Consider the following 22,748-nt stretch of genomic DNA (forward strand, 5'->3'; position numbering starts at 1 on the left):
AAAAGGTGCCCCGTCGCGGCGATGATGCGCCCCGGCAAGGGAGCCCGATTCGCATGGCGTGGTGGAGCCGCAAAAAGCAGCCGCTCGAGCAGACGAGCGAGAGCAACAAGGTGTCCGTCCCGCGCGGCTTGTGGACCAAGTGCGACGCGTGCGGTGAGATCACGTACACCGCGGAGTTCGTGCAGAACCTCCGCGTCTGCCCGGTGTGCGGGCACCACCACGTGCTGCCGACGAAGGAGCGGATCGCGGCGATGCTCGACCCGGACTCGTGGCAGCCGCTGGATCTCGAGCTGCGCTCCGGAGATCCGCTCGGCTTCCGCGACCAGGCGGCCTACAGCGACCGCGTCACCAAGGCCGACCGCAGCGTCGGCCCGACCGACGCGTTCACCGCCGGCTTCGGCCGCATCGACGGCCTCGACGTCAGCGCCGGCTTCTTCGTGTTCGAGTACATGGGCGGCTCGATGGGCTCGGTGGTCGGCGAGAAGGTCACCCGCGTGTTCGAGCGGGCCCTCGAGCGCAAGATCCCCGCGGTCGTCTTCAGCGCGTCCGGCGGAGCGCGCATGCAGGAGGGGATCCTGTCGCTCATGCAGATGGCCAAAACCTCGGCCGCCCGCGGCCGCCTGCGCGCCGCCGGGATCCCGTACGTCTCGGTCTGCCTGCACCCGACCACCGGCGGCGTGGCGGCCAGCTTCGCCATGCTCGGCGACATCATCCTCGCCGAGCCGCGCGCGCTGGTCGGGTTCGCCGGCCCGCGCGTGGTCCAGCAGACGATCGGCCAGGAGCTGCCGCCCGGGTTCCAGCGCGCCGAGTTCCTGCTCGAGCACGGCATGCTCGACCGCATCGTCGGCCGGCTCGAGATGCGCGAGCAGCTGGGCCTGATGCTGCGCCTGCTGGCCGGCGCGCCGGCCAAGGCCGTGGCCGCGCTGCCGCCGGCGCCGGCTGGCTGATCGGACATGTCCATGAAGACACCCCCGGCCTGGCAGCTGGCGCTGTTCGCCCGCCGCTCGCTCGGGGTGATCCGCGGGCTCGAGGCGGTGCGCGCGGCGTGGGAGGGCCTCGGCGAGCCCGGCAAGGGCGTGCCGGTGGTCCACGTGGTCGGCACCAACGGCAAGGGCTCGACGTCGGCGATGGTGGCGCACGCGCTGGGGCGCCGCGGTCGACGCGTGGGCCTCTATACGAGCCCGCACTTGCACCGCGTGGGCGAGCGGATCCGGATCGACGGCGTGCCGCTCGATGACGCCGCGATGGAGCGGTTGGTCGAGCGCGTGCTGCGGCTCGAGGGGCCGGCGCTGCCGCGGCCGCTGACGTTCTTCGAGGTGTTGACGGCGGCGGCGCTGCTTGCGTTCGCCGAGGCCGGCGTCGAGACCATGGTCTTGGAGACAGGTCTGGGCGGGCGTCTCGACGCGACCGGGGTAGTGCCGGCGACGGCCACGCTGATGACGCCGATCGACCTCGACCATCAGATGTACCTCGGCGACACGATCGAGGCGATCGCGGGCGAGAAGGCGGCGGTGATGCGCGACGGGGCGCCGGTGTGGTCGGCGCCACAACATCCGGCCGCGGCGGCGGTGCTGCAGGCGTCCGCGATGGAGCACGGGGTGCGGCTGCGGTTCGTCGAGCCGCTGGTTCGCGCGCCCGAGGGGCTGCCGGGCGCGCACCAGCGGATCAACGGCGCGCTGGCGCTGGCGGGGGCGCGCTTCCTCGATCCGGAGGTGTCGGTGGGCGACCTCGACGGGGTGCGCTGGCCCGGCCGCTGCGAGCGAGTGACGAGCGGCGGCGGGACGGTGGTGTTCGACGCGGGGCACAATCCGCACGGGCTCGCGGCGCTGGTGACCTGGCTCGAAGGACAGCCGCATCCGCGGCGGGCGATCGTGTTCGGTTGCCTGGCCGACAAGGACGGGCCGGGGATGGTGGCGCAGCTGCGTCGCTTGCAGGTTCCGCTGTGGTTGGTGACGCCGGGACCGGGCGGCTACGACCTGGCGTCGCTCGGGGCCGCCGATACGCGGTTGTTCCTGGATGGCATGGGCCCCGAGTTCACTGCGGCGTGGCGCGAGCACCTGGCCGCGGGCGGCGAGCTGGTGGTGTGCGGCTCGCACCTGCTGGTGGGGCAGCTGCGCGAGGACGTGCTCGGCGAGGTCACCGACGCGCTGCCGCTCACCGATCCGCTGCGCGGCCGCTGAGGCGCTCGCAGGCGAGGGCGAGCCGGCTGCGCGGCGATGGATCGCGCGGGCGATTGCGCGTACAAGATCGTGAGGGCCCGCGCGGGCCAGCGAGACGACGATGGCGCAGACGCGACCGCTCCCCTACGACACCGACGCTGCGGCGACTCACCTGCGCCGCAGTCACAAGGCGATGAAGCGGCTGATCGATCGGCTGGGGCCGATCACGCTGCGGCGCGACGCCGGGGCGAGCCCGTACGGGGCGCTGGCGCGGTCGATCGTGTTCCAGCAGCTCGCGGGCGCGGCGGCGTCGACGATCTACGGGCGCGCGTGCCTGCTCGGCGAGGGCGGCCAGTTCCCCGAGCCGGCGGCGTTGCTCGAGCTGCCGGCGGAGCGGCTGCGCGCGGCGGGGCTGTCGGCGGGCAAGCAGGCTGCCCTGAAAGACCTGGCCCAAAAGACACTCGACGGCGTGGTCCCGACGATGCGCGCGCTGGCGAAGATGGAAGACGCTGCCATCGTCGAGCGCCTGATCCAGGTCCGCGGGATCGGGCGCTGGACGGTGGAGATGATGCTGATCTTCCGCCTCGGCCGCCCCGACGTGTGGCCGGTCGGCGACTTCGCGGTGCGCAAGGGCTACGGGCAGACGTTCGGCCTCGACGAGTCGCCGACCCAGCGCGAACTCGAAGCGCTCGGGGACCCGTTCTCGCCGTACCGCAGCGCGGCCGCGTGGTACTTCTGGCGCTCGCTCGATACGCAGACGTGAGGGCCGGCGGGGGGCGGCGGACTTCGGATGCCGCCCGACATCCTGCTGGGCCGGGACTCACTGCACGCGGCGCGGCGGTGATGCTCCGGGTCGCTGTACGCAGCGGTGTGGCGGATGTCGCTCGGCCGTCGCGGCTCACTCGCCGAAGCCGAGGCGGCGGCGGACGCGGGCCGCGAGGTCGCGGGCGCGGCTGGCGGGGCCGAGGGCGCGGGGAGGCGGGGCGCCGGGGAGGCTGTCCGATGGGACCTGTCGCTTGCGACCTGTCCGAAAGGACGTGGTCGCAAGGGCAGGTGCTTGCATGAGCAGCTTGACGAGCGCTGTCACCAGCTCGACCGGGCTGTCGGCGCGGACCTCGAGGCCGACCTTGCCGCCTGGGTCCTCCGCGGCGCCGCGCGCGACCGTGCGCGTGCCATCGGAGCGGACCTCGATGACGATCCGGCTGACGATCGGGAGATCCTCGTCCGCGCTGCTCATGGCGGGAAGCTAGCACGCCGGGCCGGGGACCGCCGCCGCCACCGGCGCGCGGCCGAGCACCCGGAGCGTGACGTCGAGACGGACGCTGCGAGAGACTGGGCGGCGGGTCACTCGCGCGGCGGGAAGGGCCCCTTGTAGAGGATGTCGCAGCGCACGACGTACTTGCGGCCGGTGGCGACGGCGCGGCCCTGGTGCAGGTGGCGGTGCTGAAACAAGATGCCGAGCCCGGTGTGGGGGATGACGCTCTGCTCGAGGTGGAGGAAGTGGGTCTCGCCGCCGGTGTAGTCCTCGTTGAGATAGATCATGAAGGTGAGCAGGCTGCGCTCGTCGTCAGCGCGGACGCAGGCGCCGTCGAAGTGCGGGGCGAAGCGCTCGCCGGGGTCGTAGCGGTAGCAACGGAGCCGCTGGTGGATGCCGAGGACGGTCATGCCGGCGATCTGCGGCGGCACCGCGGGCCGGACCCGCTCGAACAGCAGGTCCGCGAGCTCGGGATCGTCGAGGATGACGCGCTTGTTGTCGGTGAGCTCGGGGCGCAGCACGGGGGCGCGCAACATGGTGACGGGCGCGCGGGCCGGGCCGAGCGACTCGATGCGCTCGATCAGCGCCACGCACTCGCCGGCCGTCAGCACGTCGTCGACGGTCCAGACCGGCGGGTGTGACAGGTCGAGCGATCGGTGGTACACCGCCCCAGGATACGCAAAAGCGCGACCCAGGAGCCTGCCGTGACCCCACGAACCTTGCTCGCCCTCGCCCTCGCTCTGACCGCCTGTGACGGCGCCAAGCCGCCTGCTGCCGCCGGAACGCCGACCAAGACGCCCGCCGCCGACGGCGAGGCGAAGGCCGCCGCCCCGACGCCGGCGCCGACCGCGAACCCGCTCGCCGATCCGGCCGCGGTCGCGGCGATCGGCAAGCCGGCCCCCGACTTCACGCTGCCGACCGCCGACGGCAAGACGGTCAAGCTGTCCGACCTGCGCGGCAAGACGGTGGTGATCGAGTGGTTCAACCCCGAGTGCCCGTTCGTCAAGGCGGCGCACGACGCCGGACCGCTGAAGGATCTGGCGGCGCGCACGACGGCGGCGTCGCCGACGGTGACGTGGCTGGCGATCAACTCCGGCGCGCCGGGCAAGCAGGGCCACGGCGCGGACGCCAACCAGGCCGCGGCCAAGACGTGGTCGCTGGCCCACCCGATCCTGCTCGACGAGACGGGCGCGGTCGGCCACGCGTACGGGGCCACCAACACGCCGCACATGTACATCGTCGACGCCGAGGGCGCGCTGGTCTACCGCGGCGGCCTCGACAACGCGCCGATGAACGAGGCCGAGGGCGGCACGCGCGTGGCGCTGTTCGAGGACGCGCTGGCGGCCGTGCTGGGCGGCAAGCCGGTCGCGCAGGCCGACACGCGCGCGTGGGGCTGCTCGGTCAAGTACGCGAAGTGAGGCGGGCGGCCGCGCACGCGCGCGGCTGTACGTCGAGTCCGCGAACTGAAGCGAGCTGGCGGCCGCGCGCCAGCGTGAGCGGGGCGGTCGCTGCCGGGCGCGCCTGCGGGACGGTCGCTCGCTGTCGGGCCAGCGTGAGCGGGGCGGCCGCTCGCGCTGCCGGGCCAGCGTGAGCGGGACGGTCGCTCGCTGCCGGGCGCGCCAGCGTGAGCGGGACGGTTGCTCGCTGTCGGGCGCGCCGCTGCGAGTCCACGGTCGCGGCAGGGCTGTCCTCGAGGACAGGCGCGGGCCCGCTCGGTGGACGCGACGCGGCTGTCCTCGGGGACATGTTCTTCGCGGCTGCGCCGAGATGGTCGAGGTCCCGGGACGTGGCTCTCAGAGCATGTTCAAAACGACATGTCTGAAGGGACATGCCCGATCGCGGACGCACGAACGGCGCGGGCCCGAGGGGCGCCGCGCCGTTCGGGGGCCGCGGAGGGCGCGGCTCACTTGTTCTTGAGCTTGGCGGCCTCTTCGGCGGTCAGGCAGCGGTCGTCGACGACGTTGTTGCAGTCGTCGTCGAGGTTGTTGCAGATCTCCTGGCTCGGCTGGACATTGGCGACGCACTGGATCCGGCCGCCGAGGCACTGCATGACGCCCGGGGCGCACACGCCGACCTTGCCGGTCTGGCAGGCGACGCCGGTGCCCGGCACGTCCTCGTCGATCTTGTCGTCGCAGTCGTTGTCGAGGCCGTCGCACACCTCGGCCTTGATCGAGGGCTGCGGGGCGTCACACGTGGCGCCCTTGCCGTCGGCGTTGCACTTCCACACGCCCGAGCTCTTGCACTCGCCCTTGCCGATCGTGCAGGTGGCGCCCTCGCGCTCGAAGTCGTTGTCGACGATGCCGTCGCAGTCGTCGTCCTTGCGGTTGCAGAGCTCCTTGATGGGCGTCACCTGACCGCTGCACTGGCCCCACGTCGCGTCGTCGCTGCAGGTGCGCGTGCCGTCCTTGCACAGGCCGCGGCCGGAGGTGCCTTGCGGGCCGTCGTAGCAGGACTCGAGGATCTTCGGCTTGCACTGCGCGGGCTTGCTGCCGGTCGAGTTGAGCTCCTCGAGGAGCCTCTTCTGCTCGAGGTTCTGGTCGGTATTGGCGCACGCGCCGACGAAGGCGCCGATCGCTAGCCCGGCGAGGCATCCCCGGCGGAGGATCCCTGTGCCGGAGGCGAAAAAGGACGCAGCGGGGTTTCCCATGGCCGGGACTATACACCGCCTGATATCATCCGCCGCATCAAAGTGTCCCTGCTGGGCAAAGTCTACCTTCTGGTCAGCCTCATCCTGCTCGCGCTGGGCCTCGTGTGGACGCTCGTCACGCTGGGTGCGAACACCGGATGGGTCGAGGTGGTGCTCTACCTGCCCGCCGCCGATCTTGCCCCGTCGTTCGTCCGCCGCCGCTTCGAGGTCCACGCCGCGGCGCTGCTGGCCGGATGGGTCGCCACCGCGGCGCTGCTGGCCGTGGCGGCCATCCGGGCGCCGTTTCGGATCCGGTCCGCGGCGATCGCGCAACGGCGCACCCGCGAGCTCGAGCGTGAAGTGCTCGAGCTCCGCACCTTGCCCCTGCGACAGGAGGACGAGGACGAATTGCTGGCCCGCGAGGCCCATCTCAGCGATACGCGCCGGCCCGTGATGCTCGGCGTGTCGGGCCCGAGCACGGCGGCGACGCGGTCATGGTCGGGCTCGCAGCCGCGACGCGAAGGGGACGTCGGGTGAGCGAGCTGCTGGCGTTCGTGGTCGTGGCCCTGGCCGCCGGCGGAATCGGGGCTGCCCTGGCGTGGTGGCGGTTGGCGCCGCGGCGGGAGGCGATCGAGCGACTGGCCCGCCGCGGGCACGTGATCCGCGAGCTCGCCGAGGGCGACGTCGAGAACGTGGCCGAAGAGCTCGAGCGGATCGCGGAGGTCGAGCCCAACGACGCGACCGTGTTCCTCGCCCTGGCCGCGCTCGACCGCCGTCGCGGCCGCGTCGAGCGGGCCAAGGCGCTGCACCGCACGGTCCTGGCGTCGGCCGAGCTGGCGCCCGAGATGCGGGTCGCGGGGCTGGTCGGCCTCGGGCGCGATCTGCTGGCGCAGGGCCACGAGCAGGCGGCCGTCGGGGCGCTGACGCGGGCGATCAGCCTGGCGCCGCAATCGGTGGCGACGCTCGAGTCGCTGGCGCAGGCGCTCGAGCAGGCCGGCGCGTGGGAGCGGGCGGCGGCGGCGTGGGAGCGCCACGAGAAGCTGGCGCCGGCGCGGCGGCGGAGGCAGTCGCGGATCGGTCGCGGGCACGCGGTCGCCGGTCAGGCGCTGGCGGCCCTGCACGAGGGCGATCCCTTCAAGGCGCGCAAGCTGGTCGAGCGCGCGCTCGAGCTGGCGCCCGACAGCGGTCACGTGTGGACCGCGCGGGCCCGCGTCGCCGTGGTCGCGGGGGCCCGCGAGGAGGCGCTCGAGGCGTGGCAGCGGGCCTGGGAGCTGGCGCCTGCGGGCGCGCACGCGCTGACGAGCGAGGCGTGGTCGTGGGCGAAGGAGGAGGGCGCGCAGGACGAGCTGCTCGAGCGCATGCAGGCGAGCTTGCGCACGGCGAACGCCAGCAGTCTGGTAGTGGCGCTGGCCGAGCGCGTGGCTCGGCGTGACCCCGACCAGGCGGCCCAGGCGCTCGGCAGGGTCGCGTCACGCTCCCCCGCGGCGGCGCTCGGACTGATACGCTTGCGCCTCGCTCAGGCGCCGCGCGATGCGGCGCCCGATGCCACGGTCCGCGACGCTGCGATGAATTACAACACGCCCCCCACGCTCGTGTGCCGGCTGTGCGCCGCGCCGATGGCCAGATTCGGCTTCCGCTGCAGCTGCGGGGCCTGGGACAGCGCCGTCGCGGTCGAGGACCTGAGCCCGCGTTCGGGCGCCAGGAGCCGCACATGAACGACTCGACGCCGACACGCAAGCACGAGCTGCTCGGGTCGATCGGGCGGTTCCTCCGGCTGTGGGGCTTCCTGCTGTTCCCGGTGGTGCTCGCCATCATCTTCCGCGAGGTGATGGTCCCGTTCGTGTTCGCGTTCGCCCTGGCGTACCTGATGGCGCCGGTGATCAACCGGATGCAGGTCCGGCTCGGACGCGTGCTCTCGGTCATCCTCGTCTATCTGTCGCTGTTCGGGCTGATGACGGCGTTTTTGACGCTGTTCTTGCCGGCGCTCGTGGCCGACTTCTCGCGCCTGCGCGACACGGCCCCGGCGGCGATCGAGTACCTCGATCAGAACGTGCTGCCGCAGGCGTCGCGGTGGGTCGACGGCTCGCTCGGCACGCTCCACCAGCTCGACGAGGCGGTGACGACGGGACCGATGGAGCCGCCGAAGCCGTCGGAGCTGCTGGCCAAGCCGAACCGCGACGGCTCGTGGTCGATCAGCCTCGAGGGCGCGCGGCTCCACGTGGCCGACGCTGGCGACGGCCGCTACACGATCGCGGCCCCGAGCTCGACCGAAGAGAAGAAGCTGACCGACACGCTGCGCAAGCTGGTGGTGTCGAAGGGCACCGAGTACACCGGCCAGATCGCCGGGTTCCTCCGCAGCCTGGTCAGCGGGGTCACGACCTTCCTGACGAACTTCACGATCACGCTGATGCTGGCGGCGTTCATCCTCGTCAACCCGCAGCGGGTGACGGGCTTCGTGCGGGCGATGGTGCCGATCCAGCACCGCCGCACCTACGACGAGATCATGGGCCTGCTCGACGTCGGCCTCGCCGGGGTCATCCGCGGCCAGCTGCTGATCTGCCTGGTCAACGGCGTGCTGACCTACATCGGCCTCGTCATCTTCGACATCAAGTACAGCTTCCTGCTGGCGGTGGTGGCGGCGGCGTTCAGCCTGGTGCCGATCTTCGGCACCATCATCTCGTCGATCCCGATCCTGCTGGTGGCGCTGGTGTCGAACGAGAACGGCCTGTCGTTCGGGCCGCCGCTGCTGATGCTGGCGTGGATCGCCGGCATCCACCTGCTCGAAGCCAACGTGTTCAACCCGAAGATCATCGGCGACGCGGCGCACATGCACCCGGTCGTGGTGATCTTCGCGCTGCTGGCGGGTGAGCACGTCTACGGGCTGACCGGGGCGCTGCTGGCGGCGCCGGTGGCGAGCATGCTGCAGACGCTGTTCCTGTTCGCGTTCCGCCGCTCGCGCTGGCACCACGGGCCGAGCACGTCCGGCGACGTCGTGCCGGCGATGCAGTCGGTGACGACCTCGGTCGAGGCGTCGCGCGTGGCCGCCGACTCGGGCAGCTTCGTCGCCGCCGACAGCGACGCCTCGGACCGCTTCACCGGGCCGTGACGAGGGCTGCCGTGGGCGGTGCGGAGCGCGACCTCGCCCTCGGCCTCCCGCCTCGGTTCGTCGCGGTCGCGCGGCTCGGCGAGGGCGCCGAGGGCGGGACGTGGACGGCGCGCGACGCCGACGCGGGCGGCCGGCGCGTGGCCCTCAAGCACGTGCCGCCGGGGCGCGCCGCGCAGGTCCGGCAGGCGTTCCGGGTGCTGCGCCGCGTCAGCTCGCCGCACCTGCCGGCCGCGCTCGAGCTGCTCCAAGAGACAGGTGGCGGCGCGTGGCTGGTGACCGGGTGGATCGACGGCGCGCCGCTGACGGCGGGGCCGGTGGCGCTGGCGGAGGCGCTCGGCGAGGCGATCGCGGTCGCCCACGCGCTGCGGGCGATCCACGAGGCCGGCACGCACCATGGCGACGTCAGCCCCGGCAACGTGCTGGCGGGCGAGGGCGGGGTGGTGCTCACCGACTTCGGCCAGGTCGGCTGCCTCGGCTGCGGCACGCCCGGCTTCCTCGCCCCGGAGGCGCTGGCAGGCGGCGGCGGGCCAGCGGCCGACGCGTTCGCGCTCGGGTGCCTGCTGTGCTTCCGCCTGTTCGGCGCGGCGCCGTGGAGCCGGCCGGAGGGGCTCGTCGACGCGCTGCGCCGCGGCGAACGGGCGGTCGACGCTCGCCTGGCCGAGCTGGCCGCGCAGGCGCCGGTGCCGACGGAACTGCTGGCGCTGCTGCGCCGCCTGCTGGCGCTCGACGGGGCGCGCCGGCTGGTCGACCTGCGGCTGGTGCTGGCGCGCCTGCAGGGGTTGCTCGTGACATGTCTCGATGGACATGTCACGGAGAACATGTCCTCGGAGTCAGGCCCGACGTGGTGGCTGCCGGCCCGCTGGCCGTACGCCGGGACCTCGCTGGCGCCGGCGCTGGCGGTGCTGTTGCCGACCCCGCGCGCGCAGCTGGTCGCGGTCGTGGGGCCGCCGGGTGCGGGTCGTGGGCGCGTGGTCGAGGAGCTGGTCGCCACGCTGCAGGCCCAGGCTGAGGGTCCGCCGGCCCGCCTGTGTCCGGCGGAGCGGCTCGGGGCGGCGCTGCAGGTGCCGGCCGCGGGGTGGATCGAGGCCTGGATCGCGGGCGCCGAGGCGGCGGTGTTCGGGCTGCCGGAGGCGCCGCCGTGGCCGGGTGACCTGGCCGAAGAGACCGGTGACGAAGAACATGTCGCAAGGCGCAGGTCGGCGGTGCTGGCGGCGGCCGCGGCGATGGCCCGGACGACGGTGATCGTGCCGGTGTCGCCAGCCGTCGGGGCGGCGCTGGCCCGGGCGGGGGCGGAGGCGGCCGGGCGCGGGGAGCCGCCGATCGCGGTGGTGGAGCTGCGGCCGTGGACCGAGGAGGAGCTGTCGCAGGCGCTGCAGCCGGTGCTCGATCCGCCGGAGGAGCGCGAGGGCTGGGCCGCGGCGCTGCGGGCGGCCACCGGCGGCTGGCCGGGCGCGACGGTCGAGGCGATCGAGGCGAGCGCGCGGGCGGTGCTGGCCCGGCCGACGCCGGAGGGGATCGCCGGGGCGGCGGCGACGGCCCGCGGGGCGCTCGACGCCGGGCGGGCCCGCCTGGTGCTCGAGGCGGCGTGGACGGCCGAGGGGCGCGAGGCGGCGGTCGCCACCGGGGCCGGGCTGCAAGCGGCGCACCTGTTCGCGCCGGGCGGGGTGCCGCTCGGCTGGGCAGTGGCGGCGGCGCGGCGGACGTTCGGGCCGCGGGTGCGCGAGCTGGCGCGGGAGCGGCTGGCCGAGCTCGAAGAGGCTGGCGGGCGCGGTGGACATGGCGAAGAGGACATGTCCGGAGGGGCAGGCCGAAGCGTGGCCCTGGCGCTGGCGGTCGACGCCGAGGCGCCGCAGGCGGTGTCGCGCTGGCTGGCCGGGTGTGAAGAGTCGGGCGGGCCGTGGGAGCGCGACCCGGCGCTGCCGCGCCTGCTCGAGCGGATCGACGCCGAGCTGCCCGACGTGTCGCGGGCCAAGCTGGCGGGGGCGCTGCTGCGGGCCGGGCAGGCCGGGCGAGCGCTGACGCTGGCCGCGGGGGGGGGGCCTCGCTGCGCGCTGGTGGCCGCGCGGGCGCTCGAGCAGACCGGGCGCGCCGGGGAGGCGCTGGGCCGCCTCGAGGCGCTGCTGGTGAGCCCGGAGCTGGCCGACGGGCTGCGGGCAACGGCGCTGGGCCTGCGCTGGCGGGCGCTGACGGACCTCGGGCGCGCGAGCGAGGCCGTGGCCGAGGTGCTGCGGCTGGCGCCTCGGGAGCTGGCGCGAGAGACAGGTGCAGAACGGGCCGAGAGCAGCGGGCTGGCGCGAGAGACAGGTGACGGGCGGGCTGAGACGAGTGGGGAAAGCGAGGGGCTGGCGCGAGAGACAGGTGACGGTCGAGCCGAGACGCGCGAGGCGAGCGACGGGCCGGCGCGAGAGACAGGTGACGGCCGAGCCGAGGCGGATGGCGCTCTGGCAGGAGCGCCCGCTGTCATGGCAGAGGGGACATGCTCTGAAGAGCAGGCCCCAAAGGACATGGCCGTTGGGACATGGCCATTCGAACATGCTCACGAGGACATGCTCCGATCCGCGCTCGCGGCGAGCGGGTCCGGGGCGGCCGAGGCGTGGCTGTGGGCGGCGCTGGCTGCCATCTACGGCGGGGCGGAGGGGCACGCGGAGGGCTGGCTGGAGCGGGCCGAGGGGCGGCTCGGGGCGGCCGGTGCTCCGGGGCTGCAGGCCCGGATCGATCAAGTCCGCGGCAACCTGGCGCACCTGCGCGGGCAGCTCGGACGGGCAGAGGCGGCCTACGAGCGGGCGGCCGCGGGGTTCGAGCGGGCCGGTGAGGGGATAGGGCGCACGCTATTGGCGGCCAACCTGGCGGCGCTGGCGATCCTCAGCGGCGAGCTCGGCCGCGGGCTCGAGCACGGGCGGCAGGCGCTGCGCGGCTACCTGGCGCTCGGGCGCGTGCAGGCGCTGCCCGAGCTGGCCGAGAACCTCGTGCAGCTGCTGGTGCGGGCCGGCGCGCAAGCCGAGGCGGTGCGGCTGCACGTGCTGCTGGCGCAGACGCTGAGCGGGACCTCGGGGTCGCTGGCGCAGGCGCGGCTTGGGCGCGTGCAGGCGGAGCTGGTGTGGGGCGAGCGGCTGCGCGGGCAGGGCAGCGACGCCGCGGTGGCACACGCGTTCGCGGCGGCGGCCGAGGCGCTGCAAGGGGCCGGGGCGACGCGCGACGCCTGCGAGGCGCGGCTGCGGGCGGCCGCGGCGGCGCGGCGCAGCGGTCAGCCGGCGCGAGCGGTCGAGCTGCTGGCGGCGGCGGAGCAGGGCCTCGGCGAGGGCGACGAGGGGCTCGAGGTGACGGCGGCGCTCGAGGGCGTGCTGACGGCAGCCGCTGGCGGGGTGCCCGGCGAGCTCGCGCGGGCATGCCTGCGCCTGGCCGAGCTGCCGCCGCCCGTCGAGCTCGCGGCGCGCGGGCGGCTCGAGCTGGCCTGGCACTACGACCACGTCCTTCACGCTATCCTGAGCCCGAGCGACCCGCGGCGGCCCGCGCTCGCTCGCCGGGCCGCGCACACCTGGGAGGCATTGATGAGCAAGATCCCCGAACTCGACAAGCCCAGCGCGCGCGCGGCCCTGCTCGCGGAGTCGGGCGATCGGGCGGCCGTCGCGGCGCTGGTGAGCGACCTGCCCGAAAGTACAGGTGAGACCGCGGGCGAGGCCCCGCAGGCCGAGGTCGGGAGGCGCAGCGGCGACGCGGGCCACCTGCTGCGGATGTACCGGCGGCTGGTCCGCGAGGACGACCTCGGGCGGCTGCTGGCGCAGGTGGTCGACGCGGCGATGGAGCTGTGCGACGCGGAGCGCGGGGCGATCGCGGTGTTGCCGTCGCCGCCGGCGCGCGGCGCAGAGGCGGCGCCGCCGACCCTGATCGCGCGCGAGCTCGCCGGCGGGCCCGGCGGCACGTTCTCGCGCTCGGTGCTCGACCGCGTGCTCGCCGAGGGCACGCCGATCCTCAGCGTCGACGCGATCACCGACGATCGCTTCGGCCAGTCGCGATCGATCAGCCACCTCAACCTGCGCAGCGTGCTGGCGGTGCCGCTCGTGCACCGCGGGGCGCTGCTCGGGGCGCTGTACGTCGATCACCGGCTGCGCCGCGGGGCCTGGGGCGAGGCCGACCTGGCGCGGCTCGAGGAGTACGCCGAGCTGGCGGCGCTGGCGATCGCGCATCGCGGGGCGGTGGCGGCCCTGGCCGAGCGCGGGCGCGAGCTGGCGGCGCTGCTCGAGGAGCGCGAGCTCGAGGTCCGCGGCCTGCGCGAGGCGGCCCGCACGCCGGAGCGACGCGGCTATCGGAACATGGTCGGAGGGACAGGTTCGATCCAGACCGTGTTCCGCCTGGTCGACCGCCTCGCCGACAGCGACGTGCCGGTCGTCATCTACGGCGAGAGCGGGACCGGCAAGGAGCTGGTGGCGCGGGCGATCCACGACGGCGGGCCGCGAAAGGCTCGCCCGTTCGTGGCCGAGAACTGCGGCGCCATCCCCGAGACCCTGCTCGAGAGCGTGCTGTTCGGCCACGCCAAGGGCGCGTTCACGGGGGCGCAGCGGGCCACGCCGGGGCTGTTCGAGGCGGCCGACGGCGGCTCGCTGTTCCTCGACGAGATCGGTGAGATGAGCCCGGCGATGCAGACCAAGCTGCTGCGCGTGCTGCAAGAGGGCGAGGTCCGGCGGGTCGGTGAGACGGCGGTGCGCAAGATCGACGTGCGGCTGATCGCGGCCAGCAACCGCGACCTCGACGCGATGGTCGCGGCCGGCCAGTTCCGCAAGGACCTGCTGTATCGGGTGCGGGTGGTGAAGGTCGAGCTGCCTCCGCTGCGCGCGCGCACCGAGGACCTGCCGCTGCTCATCGAGCATTTTTTGGGCAAGTACGATCGCGGGCGGCGGCTCACCGTGAGCGCTGCGGCGATCCGGCTGCTCGCTCGCTATGCGTGGCCGGGCAACATCCGCGAGCTCGAGAACGAGGTGCAGCGGTGGGTCGCGCTGTGCGAGGCCCGCGTCGAGCCGGACGACCTCTCGCCGGCGATCCGCGAGGCGCCGGCGAGCGGGGCGCCGGCCGCCGACGACCTGCGCCTGCGGCCGCGCGTCGAGCGACTGGAGCGCGAGCTCATCGACCGCGCGCTGCAGCAGGCCAGCGGCAATCAGACCCGCGCGGCGACGCTGCTGGGGCTGTCACGCTTCGGGCTGCAGAAGAAATTGCGGCGGCTCGAGAGCGGCGGCGAAGACGAGGAGTGAGCGTCGCGCCTGCCAACCTCGTTGGCGATTTGGTCCCTGGTCGCCATCGGGGTTGCGAGGCCGCTGGGCTTTATCCAGCGATCACGCCCTTGGCGGCTTGGTGTAAGCCTTGCACAATGAGACCGTGGTCGCAGACCCACGGTGCTCGCCGTGCGTCGCAGCCGCCTGGAGCTCCGACCCATGCACTTCCGCGTCCTCCTCGCCGCCGTCCTCGTCGTCCTGAGCGCCTGCAACACGCACCTGCCTACGCGCACCGACCGGCCGTTCACCGGGCAGTTCGGGATCTCCGTGCCGGTCCCGCCGCCGAGCCTCAAGGCGGCCCCTGTGCAGTACGTGCGAGTGCAGGGCAACCTCGAGGTCGAGGCGCCGCAGGCCGACACGCGGGTGTTCGTGTACGACAGCTCCGGCGATCGGGGCTTCTTCGTGTTCGCCGACCAGTACGGCCAGTTCGAGTTCGACGCGGTGAAGCTCGACCTCACCGACAACTGCCTCGAGGTGTGGTTCGAGGAGCCGGGTCTCGACGGACCGGCGAGCCAGCACCGGTTCTACGTCGCCGGCATCGAGGCGGACGACGCGACCGTGGCGACGATGGAGCAGGCCGACGAGTGCTGAGCCCGGCGCCCGGAGTGAGCTGGCCCGAAGGACAGGTCGTCGAGACGACGCGCGCGGCTCGACGCGTGCGGTGTGCATCGGTCGGGCGGCGACTCTGCCGTACGGGCTTCGTGGCGCTCCTCCACGGCTGTCACGAAGCCCTCACGCCGACAGCAGCGCCCGAAAGCACCAGAGCCCGCCAGCGAAGCTGACGGGCCCTGCGAGGACTCGACCGGGAGGCGCGCTTACTGGGTCTTGACCGCCTTGCCGCCGACCTTGAGCACGGAGCGCTTGGCCTTGGGCGGGAGGTAGAACGTGACGCCGAGCGAGAACATCACGTTGTGGTTCCAGTTGGCGTCCTGGCGGTCGACCTTCGGCGGCACGTCCGTCGTGGTCGAGTTGAGGCCGGCCGCGTTGTTGTAGGTCATGATGTCGTGGACATCGAGGTTGAGCGAGGCGAAGTCGGCGAGGAAGATGTTCACGCCGCCGCCGAAGCTCGGACCGACCTTGAGGCCCGTGTCGGGCTTGACCGGGTGCAGGTAACACTCGCGGTTGGTGCTGTCCCCGTCGCGGCAGTACGTCGGGCTGCCGTTCGCCGTGTCGAGGCCGAGCAGGTCGCTGGTCGACCGGGCGTTCGGGTAGTGACGCCCGAAATTGGCCAGGCCGAGGCCGGCGAACAGGTACATGTCGTACTCGGTGAAGATGCCCGAGAACAGGCCCAGCTTGCCGCTGAAGGGCTTGAACACAACGTCGAAGCTGGCCAGCCAGTTGTTGCGCGTGAGGCCCGACTGGAAGTCGTGGAGCAGCGGCGCGGGGCTGTTGAAGTCGGCCAGCGTACGGACGGGCGCGAGGGACTGGTTCTCGGGCGTACCCGTCGGGATGCCGCGCGGGAGGCCGCCGGACTCGTCGTTGAGCGCCTTGAGCAGCTTGGCGTCGCGGTTGATCACGCCGTACGCGAACTTCGCCTGGATGCCGATCCAGTCGGTGAAGTCGAAGTGGAGCTTGCCGCCGACGTAACCCTTGTGGACGAAGGTCTGCGACAGGCTCATGCCGACGAACGGCGTGATGCCGAAGCGAAGCTTGCGCAGCTCGAGCTTGCGGACGACGACCGGCTTGCCTTCGAGCGGGCTCTTCCGCTTGGCATGCGCGACGTCGGGGAGCAACGAGATGGCGACCAGGGATGCCGCCAGAACAGTGAGCGATCGAATCCGGTGCATGTCGAGGTGCTCTTAGCGGCGGGTGGTGTACTGGAAGGAGGTGGGGAAGTAGAAGCTCAACCCCAGGAAGAAGACCACGTTGAAGGCGAGCTTCTTGACCGCGGCATCCTTGGCAGCGTCGGCGGAGTCGAGGCTGTCGAGCTGATTGGGGCCCGGGCCACGCTCCGTCGGCTCGAGCTTGTCCTGGTAGATCCAGGTGCGAACGCCGAAGTTGACCGAGATCCAGTCGACGCGCGGGCCGTAGAAGCGGGCGCCGATGGCGAAGTTGCCCTGGCCGGTGAGGTGGCGGAACGGCTCGTGGATGGCCTCGTACCGCGGAATCACCTGGGTCTGGATCGCGCCGCCGCCGACCTGGACGTACGACTCCCAGTGCATCAAGGCACGGTTGAACACCGCGATCTTGCCGTAGAACGGGTTGTAGAGGAAGTTGACGCTGGCCTGCCACAGCGTCTTGTTCGCGGTCAACAGCACGCTCTCCTGGAAGCGGATGTTGGTGTACCGCGAGGTCTTGTTGCCGAAGAAGGCCGTGCCCGTGATACCGACCGCCATGCGGTTGGTGATCCAGTAGTTGAGCTCGGCGCCGACGGTGAAGTGGCGGACGAAGGGATCGTTGACCGTGATGCCGATCTGCGGCTGCAGCTCGAAGCGCTTCTTCTTGAGGAAGCGCTGGCGCTGCACGACGGTAATGAACGCCTTGTCCTGCTTCAACTGGTCGGCTTCGGAGGTCGCGCTGACCTTGCCGGTCTCGCCCGAGGCCGCCGCCTTGCCCTTGTTCGCGTCGCCGAACAGGTCGGTCGAAGCACCGGCCTCACCACCTGCCTTGGCTTCGCCCGCGGGCTTGGCCGGGGTCTCGCTCTCGGCCTCGTCGAGGACGATCGTGTCGTCGTCGGCCGGGGCCGCAGGCGCGGCAGGAGCGGGGGCGGGTGCCGCGAGGGCCGCGGCGGCGGTTCCAGGAGCAGTGAAGGCCCAGGCTGCCAGGAGAACAGCCGAGCCGGTCAAAGAACGTCGCATGCTCACCTCAAGGTCGACTGGCACGTGGGTATCTCGGAGGTCAGGCCCAGCGGCCTGTGGAGAGGCCCTGCAGGGCCGTAGGAGGCAGGAACTCAAGTGGCCGGGAAGGCCGGGTCTCAGCAGGCCCGAAGGCCGTTGGAAGCAGAATCGCAGAGCCGGGGTAGAAAATCATCAGGCCCAGAGGGCACCCGGCAACCGAAGCGATAGACACCGGTTTAGGGGTGTCGGACGGTATCACAGCCAACCACTAGGTCACAACAGGACAAGCGCTGTTTGATGGCGGGCGCTGTTTGGAGCAAAGGCACGCGGGGCGGCTCGTAGGCCCCAAGGCTGCCAAATTCGCAGGTGACGCCCCGACACGCGCCCGCCGGCTGCCCGGCGAAGTTGTGGAAGACGATCTCCGCGGCGGGGGTTGGGTGACCCGTCACGACCCGCCTGGCCGTGCGAAGGCGCAATTTCAAACACGGCCCCATGGCGTAGAAAGTGCCAGTCACGCCCTGGCGTCGTCCGGGTCGCCGAACATGGCCTCGACGAACGCGTCGGCGTCGAACGGCCGCAGGTCGTCGACCTTCTCGCCGATGCCGATGAAGCGGACCGGCACCCGCAGCTCGTCGCACACGCCGAGGACCACGCCGCCCTTGGCCGTGCCGTCGAGTTTGGTCAGCACGAGGCCGGTGAAGTCCATCGTCTCCTTGAACAGGACCGCCTGGGCGAGCGCGTTCTGGCCGATGGTGGCGTCGAGCACGAGGAAGGTGTCGTGCGGGCCGCGGACTTCGGTCTCCACGACCCCGCGAGCGCGCGCGAGGGCCTTGGCGCACGAGCGGCGGATCTTCTGCAGCTCGTCCATCAGCTCCTTCTTGGTGTGGAGCCGGCCGGCGGTGTCGCAGAGGACCACGTCGAAGCCCTCGCGGGCGCCGCGGGCGATGCCGTCGTGGATGACGCTCGAAGGATCGGCGCCCTCCTTGCCGAGGTGGATCTCGCAGCCGACGCGGCGGGCCCAGATCTCGAGCTGCTCGCCGGCGGCGGCGCGGAAGGTGTCGCCGGCGACCAGCAGCACGCGGCGCCCCGCGGCCTTGTGGAAGGCGGCCAGCTTGCCGAGCGTGGTCGTCTTGCCGACGCCGTTGACGCCGATCATCAGCAGCACGTAAGGCGGCGGGTTCGGGCTGTAGTCGAGCGGGTCGGCGGGGACGGCCAAGATCTGGCGCGCGGCGGTGCGGATGACGGCCCACACCTTGTCGGCGTCGGCGACGTCGCTCTTGTCGAGGAGGTCGGTGACCTGCTCGAGCAGCTTCTGCGCCGCCTTGGCGCCGATGTCGGCGGTGAACAGCACGCTCTCGACCTCTTCGCGCAGCTCGGCGCTGACGCGCGGGCGGCCGCGGAACAGGCGGGCGAGCTTGGCGACGAAGCCGCCGCGGGTGCGCGCGAGGCCGGCGACGTAGCGCTCCTGTTCGGCGGCGCGGGCCAGCTCCTCGGCGGTGAGCGGCCGGACCGGGACCTCGGGGGCGCGGCGGGTCGCCCCCTCGAGGGCGCGTGCGGGCGGTTCGCCGGTCAGCTCGGCCGGCGTCTTGGCCGGCGGGAGGGCGCGGCGACGCGCGAGGACGACGCCGCCGGTGACGACGAGGACGCCGAGGATGGCGAGGAGCAGGTAGATCTCGGTCGAGGTCATCGGCGACGGCCACTGCAGCGGTAGCACAGCTGGCGCCGATCCTGAAGGGTTCGGGCGTAGCTCCGCGAGATCTGCGAGATCTCGGGGGCGCGGGGCGCGGGCGCCGGCGGGGCGGGGTGAGCCCGCGACATCCGATTCGGGCCCCGGCCCCGGGAGATCGTCACCGCGGGCTTTTCCGGGGCGGCGGGTGGTGCTATCTCGCGGACGCCAGCGTTTTTTTGCGCGCGCCGTTCGATGCGAATCAAGAAGATCGAGGTCAACGGGTTCAAGTCCTTCGCCGACCGCGAGGTCATCCACGTCGACGACCACGTGACCGCGATCCTCGGGCCCAACGGCTGCGGCAAGTCGAACGTCGTCGACGCGATGCGCTGGTGCCTCGGCGAGCAGCGGGCCAAGCACCTGCGCGGCCAGGGCATGGCCGACGTCATCTTCGCCGGCTGCTCGACGCGCGGCCCCGGCAACGCCGCCGAGGTGACGCTGACCTTCCAGAACAACGGCCAGGTCCCGGCGGCCTACCTCAATTTCGCCGAGATCGCGGTCACCCGCCGGCTGTACCGCGACGGCACCAGCGAGTACCTCATCAACAAGGTGCAGTGCCGCCTGCGCGACATCCAGGAGCTGATGGCCGGCACCGGCGCGGGCACGCGCGGCTACTCGATCATCGAGCAGGGCCAGGTCGGCCGGATCGTCAGCTCCAAGGCCGAGGAGCGCCGCTACATCATCGACGAGGCGGCCGGCATCACCCGCTTCAAGGCCCAGAAGCAGGCCGCCGAGAAGAAGATCGAGCAGACGCAGCAGAACCTGCTGCGGGTGTCGGACGTGCTGACCGAGCTCGAGGCGCGGGTCGGCAACCTGCGCCGGCAGGCGCAGAAGGCCGAGCGCTACAAGCGCTACCGGTCCGAGCTGCGCGACCTCGATCTGTGGATCGCCAGCCATCGGTTCCTCGAGCTCGAGGCGACGCGGCGCGTGCTCGAGGTCCGCAAGGGCGAGCTCGGGGTGCAGGTCGACGACATGCGGGCCAACCTGGCGGCCGCCGACGCGCGCGGCGAGGCCCAGCGGACCGAACTGCTGCAGCGCGAGCAGGAGCTGCGCGCGGCCCAGACGACGGTGTTCGACCTCGACAACCGCATCAAGCTGGCCGAGAGCGAGGGCCAGTTCCGCCGCCGCGAGCAGGAGGGGGCCCGCCAGGCGGTCACACAGGCCCGCGCCGAGGCGGCCGCGGCCGAGCGCTCGCTGACGGCCCTGCGCGGGGAGCTCGAGCAGGTCACGTCCCAGCTCGAGGATCTGCGCGCCGGCGCCGACGAGGGCCACGCCGAGGTCGCGGCGCGCCTGCAGGAGGAGCACGACGGGCTGACGGCGCGGCTGCGCGGCGAGGTGTCCGAGTTCGAGCGCGGGCGCTCGCAGCTGGCGCGCCTGCAGCAGCGCGAGGCGACCGCGTCGGCTCAGCTGCAGGCCCGCGCCGAGGGCCTGTCCGACCTCGAGCAGCGGATCTCGGGCCTGGCCCAGGAGACAGAATTGCTGGTGATCCAGCTCGAGCGCGACCGCGAGGATCTCGAGGTCGCCGAGTCCGCCCGCGAGGCCGCGGCCGAGCGGGTCGCGGGCCTCAACGACCGTCGCAGCGCCGGCGACCGCGAGAAGCAGGCGCTCAAGGGCCAGATCAAGTCGGCCGAGCAGACCCACGACGGCGTGCGCACGCAGCTGCAGCGGACCCAGTCGCGGGTGCAGTCGCTCGAGGAGATCCAGAAGCGCTACCGCGGCTGCGCCAGCGGGGTGCAGACGGTGATCCAAAACCGCGAGGCGATCGCGGCGGAGGCCGGCGGGGCGATCCTCGGCATCCTCGCCGACCACGTGGCCGCGCCGGCCAAGTTCGAGCCAGCGCTGTCGGCGGTGCTCGGCGACCGCCTGCAAGGGGTGGTCGTCGACGGCGTGCGCGCCAGCGCCAGCGCGGTCGCTTTGCTCAAGGCCAAGCAAGAGGGTCGGACCTCGTTCCTGCCGCGCGAGTGCCGGCCGCGCCGCTCCGAGCATGGCTCCCAGGACATGTCCGATGCGCCAGGTGCTTACGGACCTGGCCTCGAGGACATGCTCCAGAGGCCAGGCGTGGTCGGCCGCCTGGTCGACGCGATCGACGTGCCGGGGGAGCTGCGGCCGCTGGCCCGCGCGCTGCTCGGCGACACGGTGGTGGTCGAGGACCTGCCCCAGGCGCTCGAGCTGTGGCAGGCCGGGGCGACCGCGCCGCTGGTGACCCTGGCCGGCGACCGCGTCGAGCCCTCGGGGGTGGTGATCGGCGGCTCGGCGCAGGGGCTCGACTCGGCGCTGCTGCAGCAGAAGCGGGAGATCCGCGAGCTGCACGAGCAGGCGGCCACGCGCGAGGTCGAGGTCGCGGCGGCGTACGAGCAGGTGCAGGTGCTGGCCGAGCGCCAGTCGCAGCTCGAGGCCGAGCGCGAGATGAGCGAGGCGGAGCTGCTCGAGTCGGAGAAGGTCCGGCTGGCGCGGGTGCAGGAGGTCAGCCGGCTGCAGCGGGAGATCCAGCAGCTGGGCCAGCGGATCGATCAGCTGACGCGCGAGCGCGCCAAGCTGCAGGCGTCGCTCGGCGGCCGCGAGGAGGAGCGGGCGCGCCTGACCGAGGAGCTGGGGCAGGTGCGCGAGGAGCTGCCGGGGCTGCAGCAGACGATCGTCGACGCCGAGGCGCGCATCGAGCTGCTGCGCGAGCAGCAGGCGCAGGTGTCGGAGATGTTGACCGAGGCCAAGGTGGCGCTGGCGCGCTTCCAGCAGCAGCTCGGGGCGCTGACGGCGGCCGAGGGCCGGCTGTCGCGCCAGGTCGCGGCCGAGGACGAGCGCCTGCAGCGGCTCGGGCAGACCCAGATCGAGGGCGAGGCCAAGATCGCGGCGCTCGAGGAGGCGCTGCAGGCGGCCGAGGCCGAGCGCGAGCAGCAGCTCGAGGCGCACCGCGTGGCGACCGCGACGCTGCAGGCCGCGCGCGAGGCCCACGACGCGGTCCGCCTGGCCACCGACGAGCTCGACCTGTCGGTCCGCAAGCTGCGCAACGGGCTCGACGAGCAGCGCGAGCGCCTGGCCGAGGTCGAGAGCGTGCTCAAGGAGCAGCGCATGGAGGCGCAGCACCTGAGCGCCGACATCCGCGAGCGCTTCGACGCCGAGCTCGAGCTGTCGCTGTGCGACTTCCACGACCGCCCGCTGGCCGGGCCCGACTCGTCGGCGCGCCAGCAGGAGCTCAAGCGCGTGCTGGCGCGCATGGGCGAGGTCAACCTGACGGCGATCGAAGAGTTCGAGGAGGTCTCGGGCCGCTGCGACTACCTCTCGACGCAGAAGCGCGACCTCGAGTCGGCGATCGCCCAGCTGCAAGAGGCGATCGACAAGATCAACAAGACCACGCGCGAGCGCTTCCTCGAGACGTTCCGCGAGATCAACGAGAAGTTCCAGCAGGTGTTCCCGCGCCTGTTCAACGGCGGCCAGGCGCTGCTCCGGCTGACCGACGCCAGCGACCTGCTCGGCACCGGCGTCGAGATCCAGGCCCAGCCGCCCGGCAAGCAGGTCCGCAACCTCGAGCTGCTGTCCGGCGGCGAGAAGGCGCTCACCGCGGTCAGCCTGATCTTCGCCATCTTCCTCATCAAGCCGAGCCCGTTCTGCCTCCTCGACGAGGTCGACGCGCCGCTCGACGAGGCCAACGTCGGCCGCTTCGGCGCGATGGTCCAGGAGATGGCGCAGAACACCCAGTTCATCATCATCACCCACAACAAGCGGACGATGGAGATCGCCGACCGCCTGTACGGGGTGACGATGGAGACCCGCGGCGTGTCGAAGCTGGTCAGCGTCAACATCAAGCGCGCGGTCGAGATGGCGGTCGCCTGAGCCGCGG

At 72.7% G+C, this 22,748-nt stretch carries 16 protein-coding genes; 10 read left to right on the plus strand and 6 right to left on the minus strand.

Annotated elements, in window-relative coordinates; translation table 11 throughout:
* The first annotated feature begins 53 nt into the window (after positions 1-53).
* From accD to POL25_RS38930, 3 genes are all read left to right on the plus strand, one after another.
* The gene (gene accD, locus POL25_RS38920; RefSeq protein WP_272091466.1) at positions 54-947 is read left to right on the plus strand and encodes an acetyl-CoA carboxylase, carboxyltransferase subunit beta; all 894 of its coding nucleotides are present in this window, start codon (positions 54-56) and stop codon (positions 945-947) included.
* 6 nt (positions 948-953) lie between these two features.
* Entirely contained in the window at positions 954-2,180 is a 1,227-nt protein-coding gene (locus tag POL25_RS38925) for a bifunctional folylpolyglutamate synthase/dihydrofolate synthase (RefSeq protein ID WP_272091467.1), read from the plus strand.
* A gap of 100 nt (positions 2,181-2,280) precedes the next feature.
* Entirely contained in the window at positions 2,281-2,922 is a 642-nt protein-coding gene (locus POL25_RS38930) for a DNA-3-methyladenine glycosylase family protein (RefSeq protein ID WP_272091468.1), read from the plus strand.
* A 135-nt stretch (positions 2,923-3,057) separates the two neighbouring features.
* Here the strand turns inward: POL25_RS38930 and POL25_RS38935 are convergent, their stop codons facing one another.
* Together POL25_RS38935 and POL25_RS44725 are read right to left on the minus strand one after the other, a co-directional pair.
* Positions 3,058-3,396 carry a hypothetical protein gene (locus POL25_RS38935; RefSeq protein WP_272091469.1) on the minus strand — a complete coding sequence of 113 codons (339 nt, stop codon included), beginning with the start codon at positions 3,394-3,396 and terminating at the stop codon, positions 3,058-3,060.
* Positions 3,397-3,503: 107 nt separating this feature from the next.
* Positions 3,504-4,079, minus strand: coding sequence for a 2OG-Fe(II) oxygenase (locus POL25_RS44725; RefSeq protein WP_272091470.1), 576 nt, complete (start codon positions 4,077-4,079; stop codon positions 3,504-3,506).
* A 39-nt stretch (positions 4,080-4,118) separates the two neighbouring features.
* Here POL25_RS44725 and POL25_RS38945 point away from each other — a divergent pair, with 39 nt between their 5' ends.
* Positions 4,119-4,832, plus strand: a complete 714-nt coding sequence (locus tag POL25_RS38945; RefSeq protein ID WP_272091471.1) for a redoxin family protein — start codon at positions 4,119-4,121, stop codon at positions 4,830-4,832.
* 485 nt (positions 4,833-5,317) lie between these two features.
* Here POL25_RS38945 and POL25_RS38950 read toward each other — a convergent pair whose 3' ends face one another.
* Entirely contained in the window at positions 5,318-6,061 is a 744-nt protein-coding gene (locus POL25_RS38950; RefSeq protein WP_272091472.1) for a MopE-related protein, read from the minus strand.
* 42 nt (positions 6,062-6,103) lie between these two features.
* On the opposite strand from POL25_RS38950, the gene POL25_RS38955 reads away from it, so the two are divergent.
* The 5 genes from POL25_RS38955 to POL25_RS38975 all read left to right on the plus strand — a co-directional run bounded on the left by POL25_RS38955 (position 6,104) and on the right by POL25_RS38975 (position 15,001).
* Positions 6,104-6,577 carry a hypothetical protein gene (locus POL25_RS38955; protein ID WP_272091473.1) on the plus strand — a complete coding sequence of 158 codons (474 nt, stop codon included), beginning with the start codon at positions 6,104-6,106 and terminating at the stop codon, positions 6,575-6,577.
* Positions 6,574-7,755: a tetratricopeptide repeat protein gene (locus POL25_RS38960; protein ID WP_272091474.1), complete on the plus strand. Its 1,182-nt coding sequence runs from the start codon at positions 6,574-6,576 to the stop codon at positions 7,753-7,755. Before POL25_RS38955 ends, POL25_RS38960 begins: the two co-directional genes overlap by 4 nt.
* Positions 7,752-9,146, plus strand: coding sequence for an AI-2E family transporter (locus tag POL25_RS38965; RefSeq protein WP_272091475.1), 1,395 nt, complete (start codon positions 7,752-7,754; stop codon positions 9,144-9,146). The genes POL25_RS38960 and POL25_RS38965 overlap by 4 nt, the downstream gene beginning before the upstream one ends.
* The gene (locus POL25_RS38970; protein ID WP_272091476.1) at positions 9,143-14,389 is read left to right on the plus strand and encodes a sigma 54-interacting transcriptional regulator; all 5,247 of its coding nucleotides are present in this window, start codon (positions 9,143-9,145) and stop codon (positions 14,387-14,389) included. Before POL25_RS38965 ends, POL25_RS38970 begins: the two co-directional genes overlap by 4 nt.
* Positions 14,390-14,569: 180 nt before the next feature.
* The gene (locus POL25_RS38975) at positions 14,570-15,001 is read left to right on the plus strand and encodes a hypothetical protein (RefSeq protein WP_272091477.1); all 432 of its coding nucleotides are present in this window, start codon (positions 14,570-14,572) and stop codon (positions 14,999-15,001) included.
* A 224-nt stretch (positions 15,002-15,225) separates the two neighbouring features.
* Here the strand turns inward: POL25_RS38975 and POL25_RS38980 are convergent, their stop codons facing one another.
* From POL25_RS38980 to ftsY, 3 genes are all read right to left on the minus strand, one after another.
* Positions 15,226-16,197 carry an outer membrane beta-barrel domain-containing protein gene (locus tag POL25_RS38980; protein WP_272091478.1) on the minus strand — a complete coding sequence of 324 codons (972 nt, stop codon included), beginning with the start codon at positions 16,195-16,197 and terminating at the stop codon, positions 15,226-15,228.
* A gap of 12 nt (positions 16,198-16,209) precedes the next feature.
* On the minus strand, positions 16,210-17,208 hold the full coding sequence (locus tag POL25_RS38985; protein WP_272091479.1) for an outer membrane beta-barrel domain-containing protein: 999 nt from the start codon (positions 17,206-17,208) through the stop codon (positions 16,210-16,212).
* A gap of 490 nt (positions 17,209-17,698) precedes the next feature.
* On the minus strand, positions 17,699-18,874 hold the full coding sequence (gene ftsY, locus POL25_RS38990) for a signal recognition particle-docking protein FtsY (protein ID WP_272091480.1): 1,176 nt from the start codon (positions 18,872-18,874) through the stop codon (positions 17,699-17,701).
* A gap of 234 nt (positions 18,875-19,108) precedes the next feature.
* Between ftsY and smc the strand changes: the two genes are divergently transcribed.
* Positions 19,109-22,741: a chromosome segregation protein SMC gene (gene smc, locus POL25_RS38995; protein WP_272091481.1), complete on the plus strand. Its 3,633-nt coding sequence runs from the start codon at positions 19,109-19,111 to the stop codon at positions 22,739-22,741.
* Positions 22,742-22,748: the final 7 nt, after the last annotated feature.

Source organism: Nannocystis bainbridge, from assembly GCF_028368995.1.
Taxonomy (GTDB): Bacteria; Myxococcota_A; Polyangia; order Nannocystales; family Nannocystaceae; genus Nannocystis; species Nannocystis bainbridge.

Coding starts and splice junctions, on each gene's coding strand:
- accD (WP_272091466.1), top strand. CDS start 54: ATGGCGTGGTGGAGCCGCAAAAAGCAGCCGCTCGAGCAGACGAGCGAG.
- POL25_RS38925 (WP_272091467.1), top strand. CDS start 954: ATGTCCATGAAGACACCCCCGGCCTGGCAGCTGGCGCTGTTCGCCCGC.
- POL25_RS38930 (WP_272091468.1), top strand. CDS start 2,281: ATGGCGCAGACGCGACCGCTCCCCTACGACACCGACGCTGCGGCGACT.
- POL25_RS38935 (WP_272091469.1), bottom strand. CDS start 3,396: ATGAGCAGCGCGGACGAGGATCTCCCGATCGTCAGCCGGATCGTCATC.
- POL25_RS38950 (WP_272091472.1), bottom strand. CDS start 6,061: ATGGGAAACCCCGCTGCGTCCTTTTTCGCCTCCGGCACAGGGATCCTC.
- POL25_RS38965 (WP_272091475.1), top strand. CDS start 7,752: ATGAACGACTCGACGCCGACACGCAAGCACGAGCTGCTCGGGTCGATC.
- POL25_RS38975 (WP_272091477.1), top strand. CDS start 14,570: ATGCACTTCCGCGTCCTCCTCGCCGCCGTCCTCGTCGTCCTGAGCGCC.
- POL25_RS38980 (WP_272091478.1), bottom strand. CDS start 16,197: ATGCACCGGATTCGATCGCTCACTGTTCTGGCGGCATCCCTGGTCGCC.
- POL25_RS38985 (WP_272091479.1), bottom strand. CDS start 17,208: ATGCGACGTTCTTTGACCGGCTCGGCTGTTCTCCTGGCAGCCTGGGCC.
- ftsY (WP_272091480.1), bottom strand. CDS start 18,874: ATGACCTCGACCGAGATCTACCTGCTCCTCGCCATCCTCGGCGTCCTC.
- smc (WP_272091481.1), top strand. CDS start 19,109: ATGCGAATCAAGAAGATCGAGGTCAACGGGTTCAAGTCCTTCGCCGAC.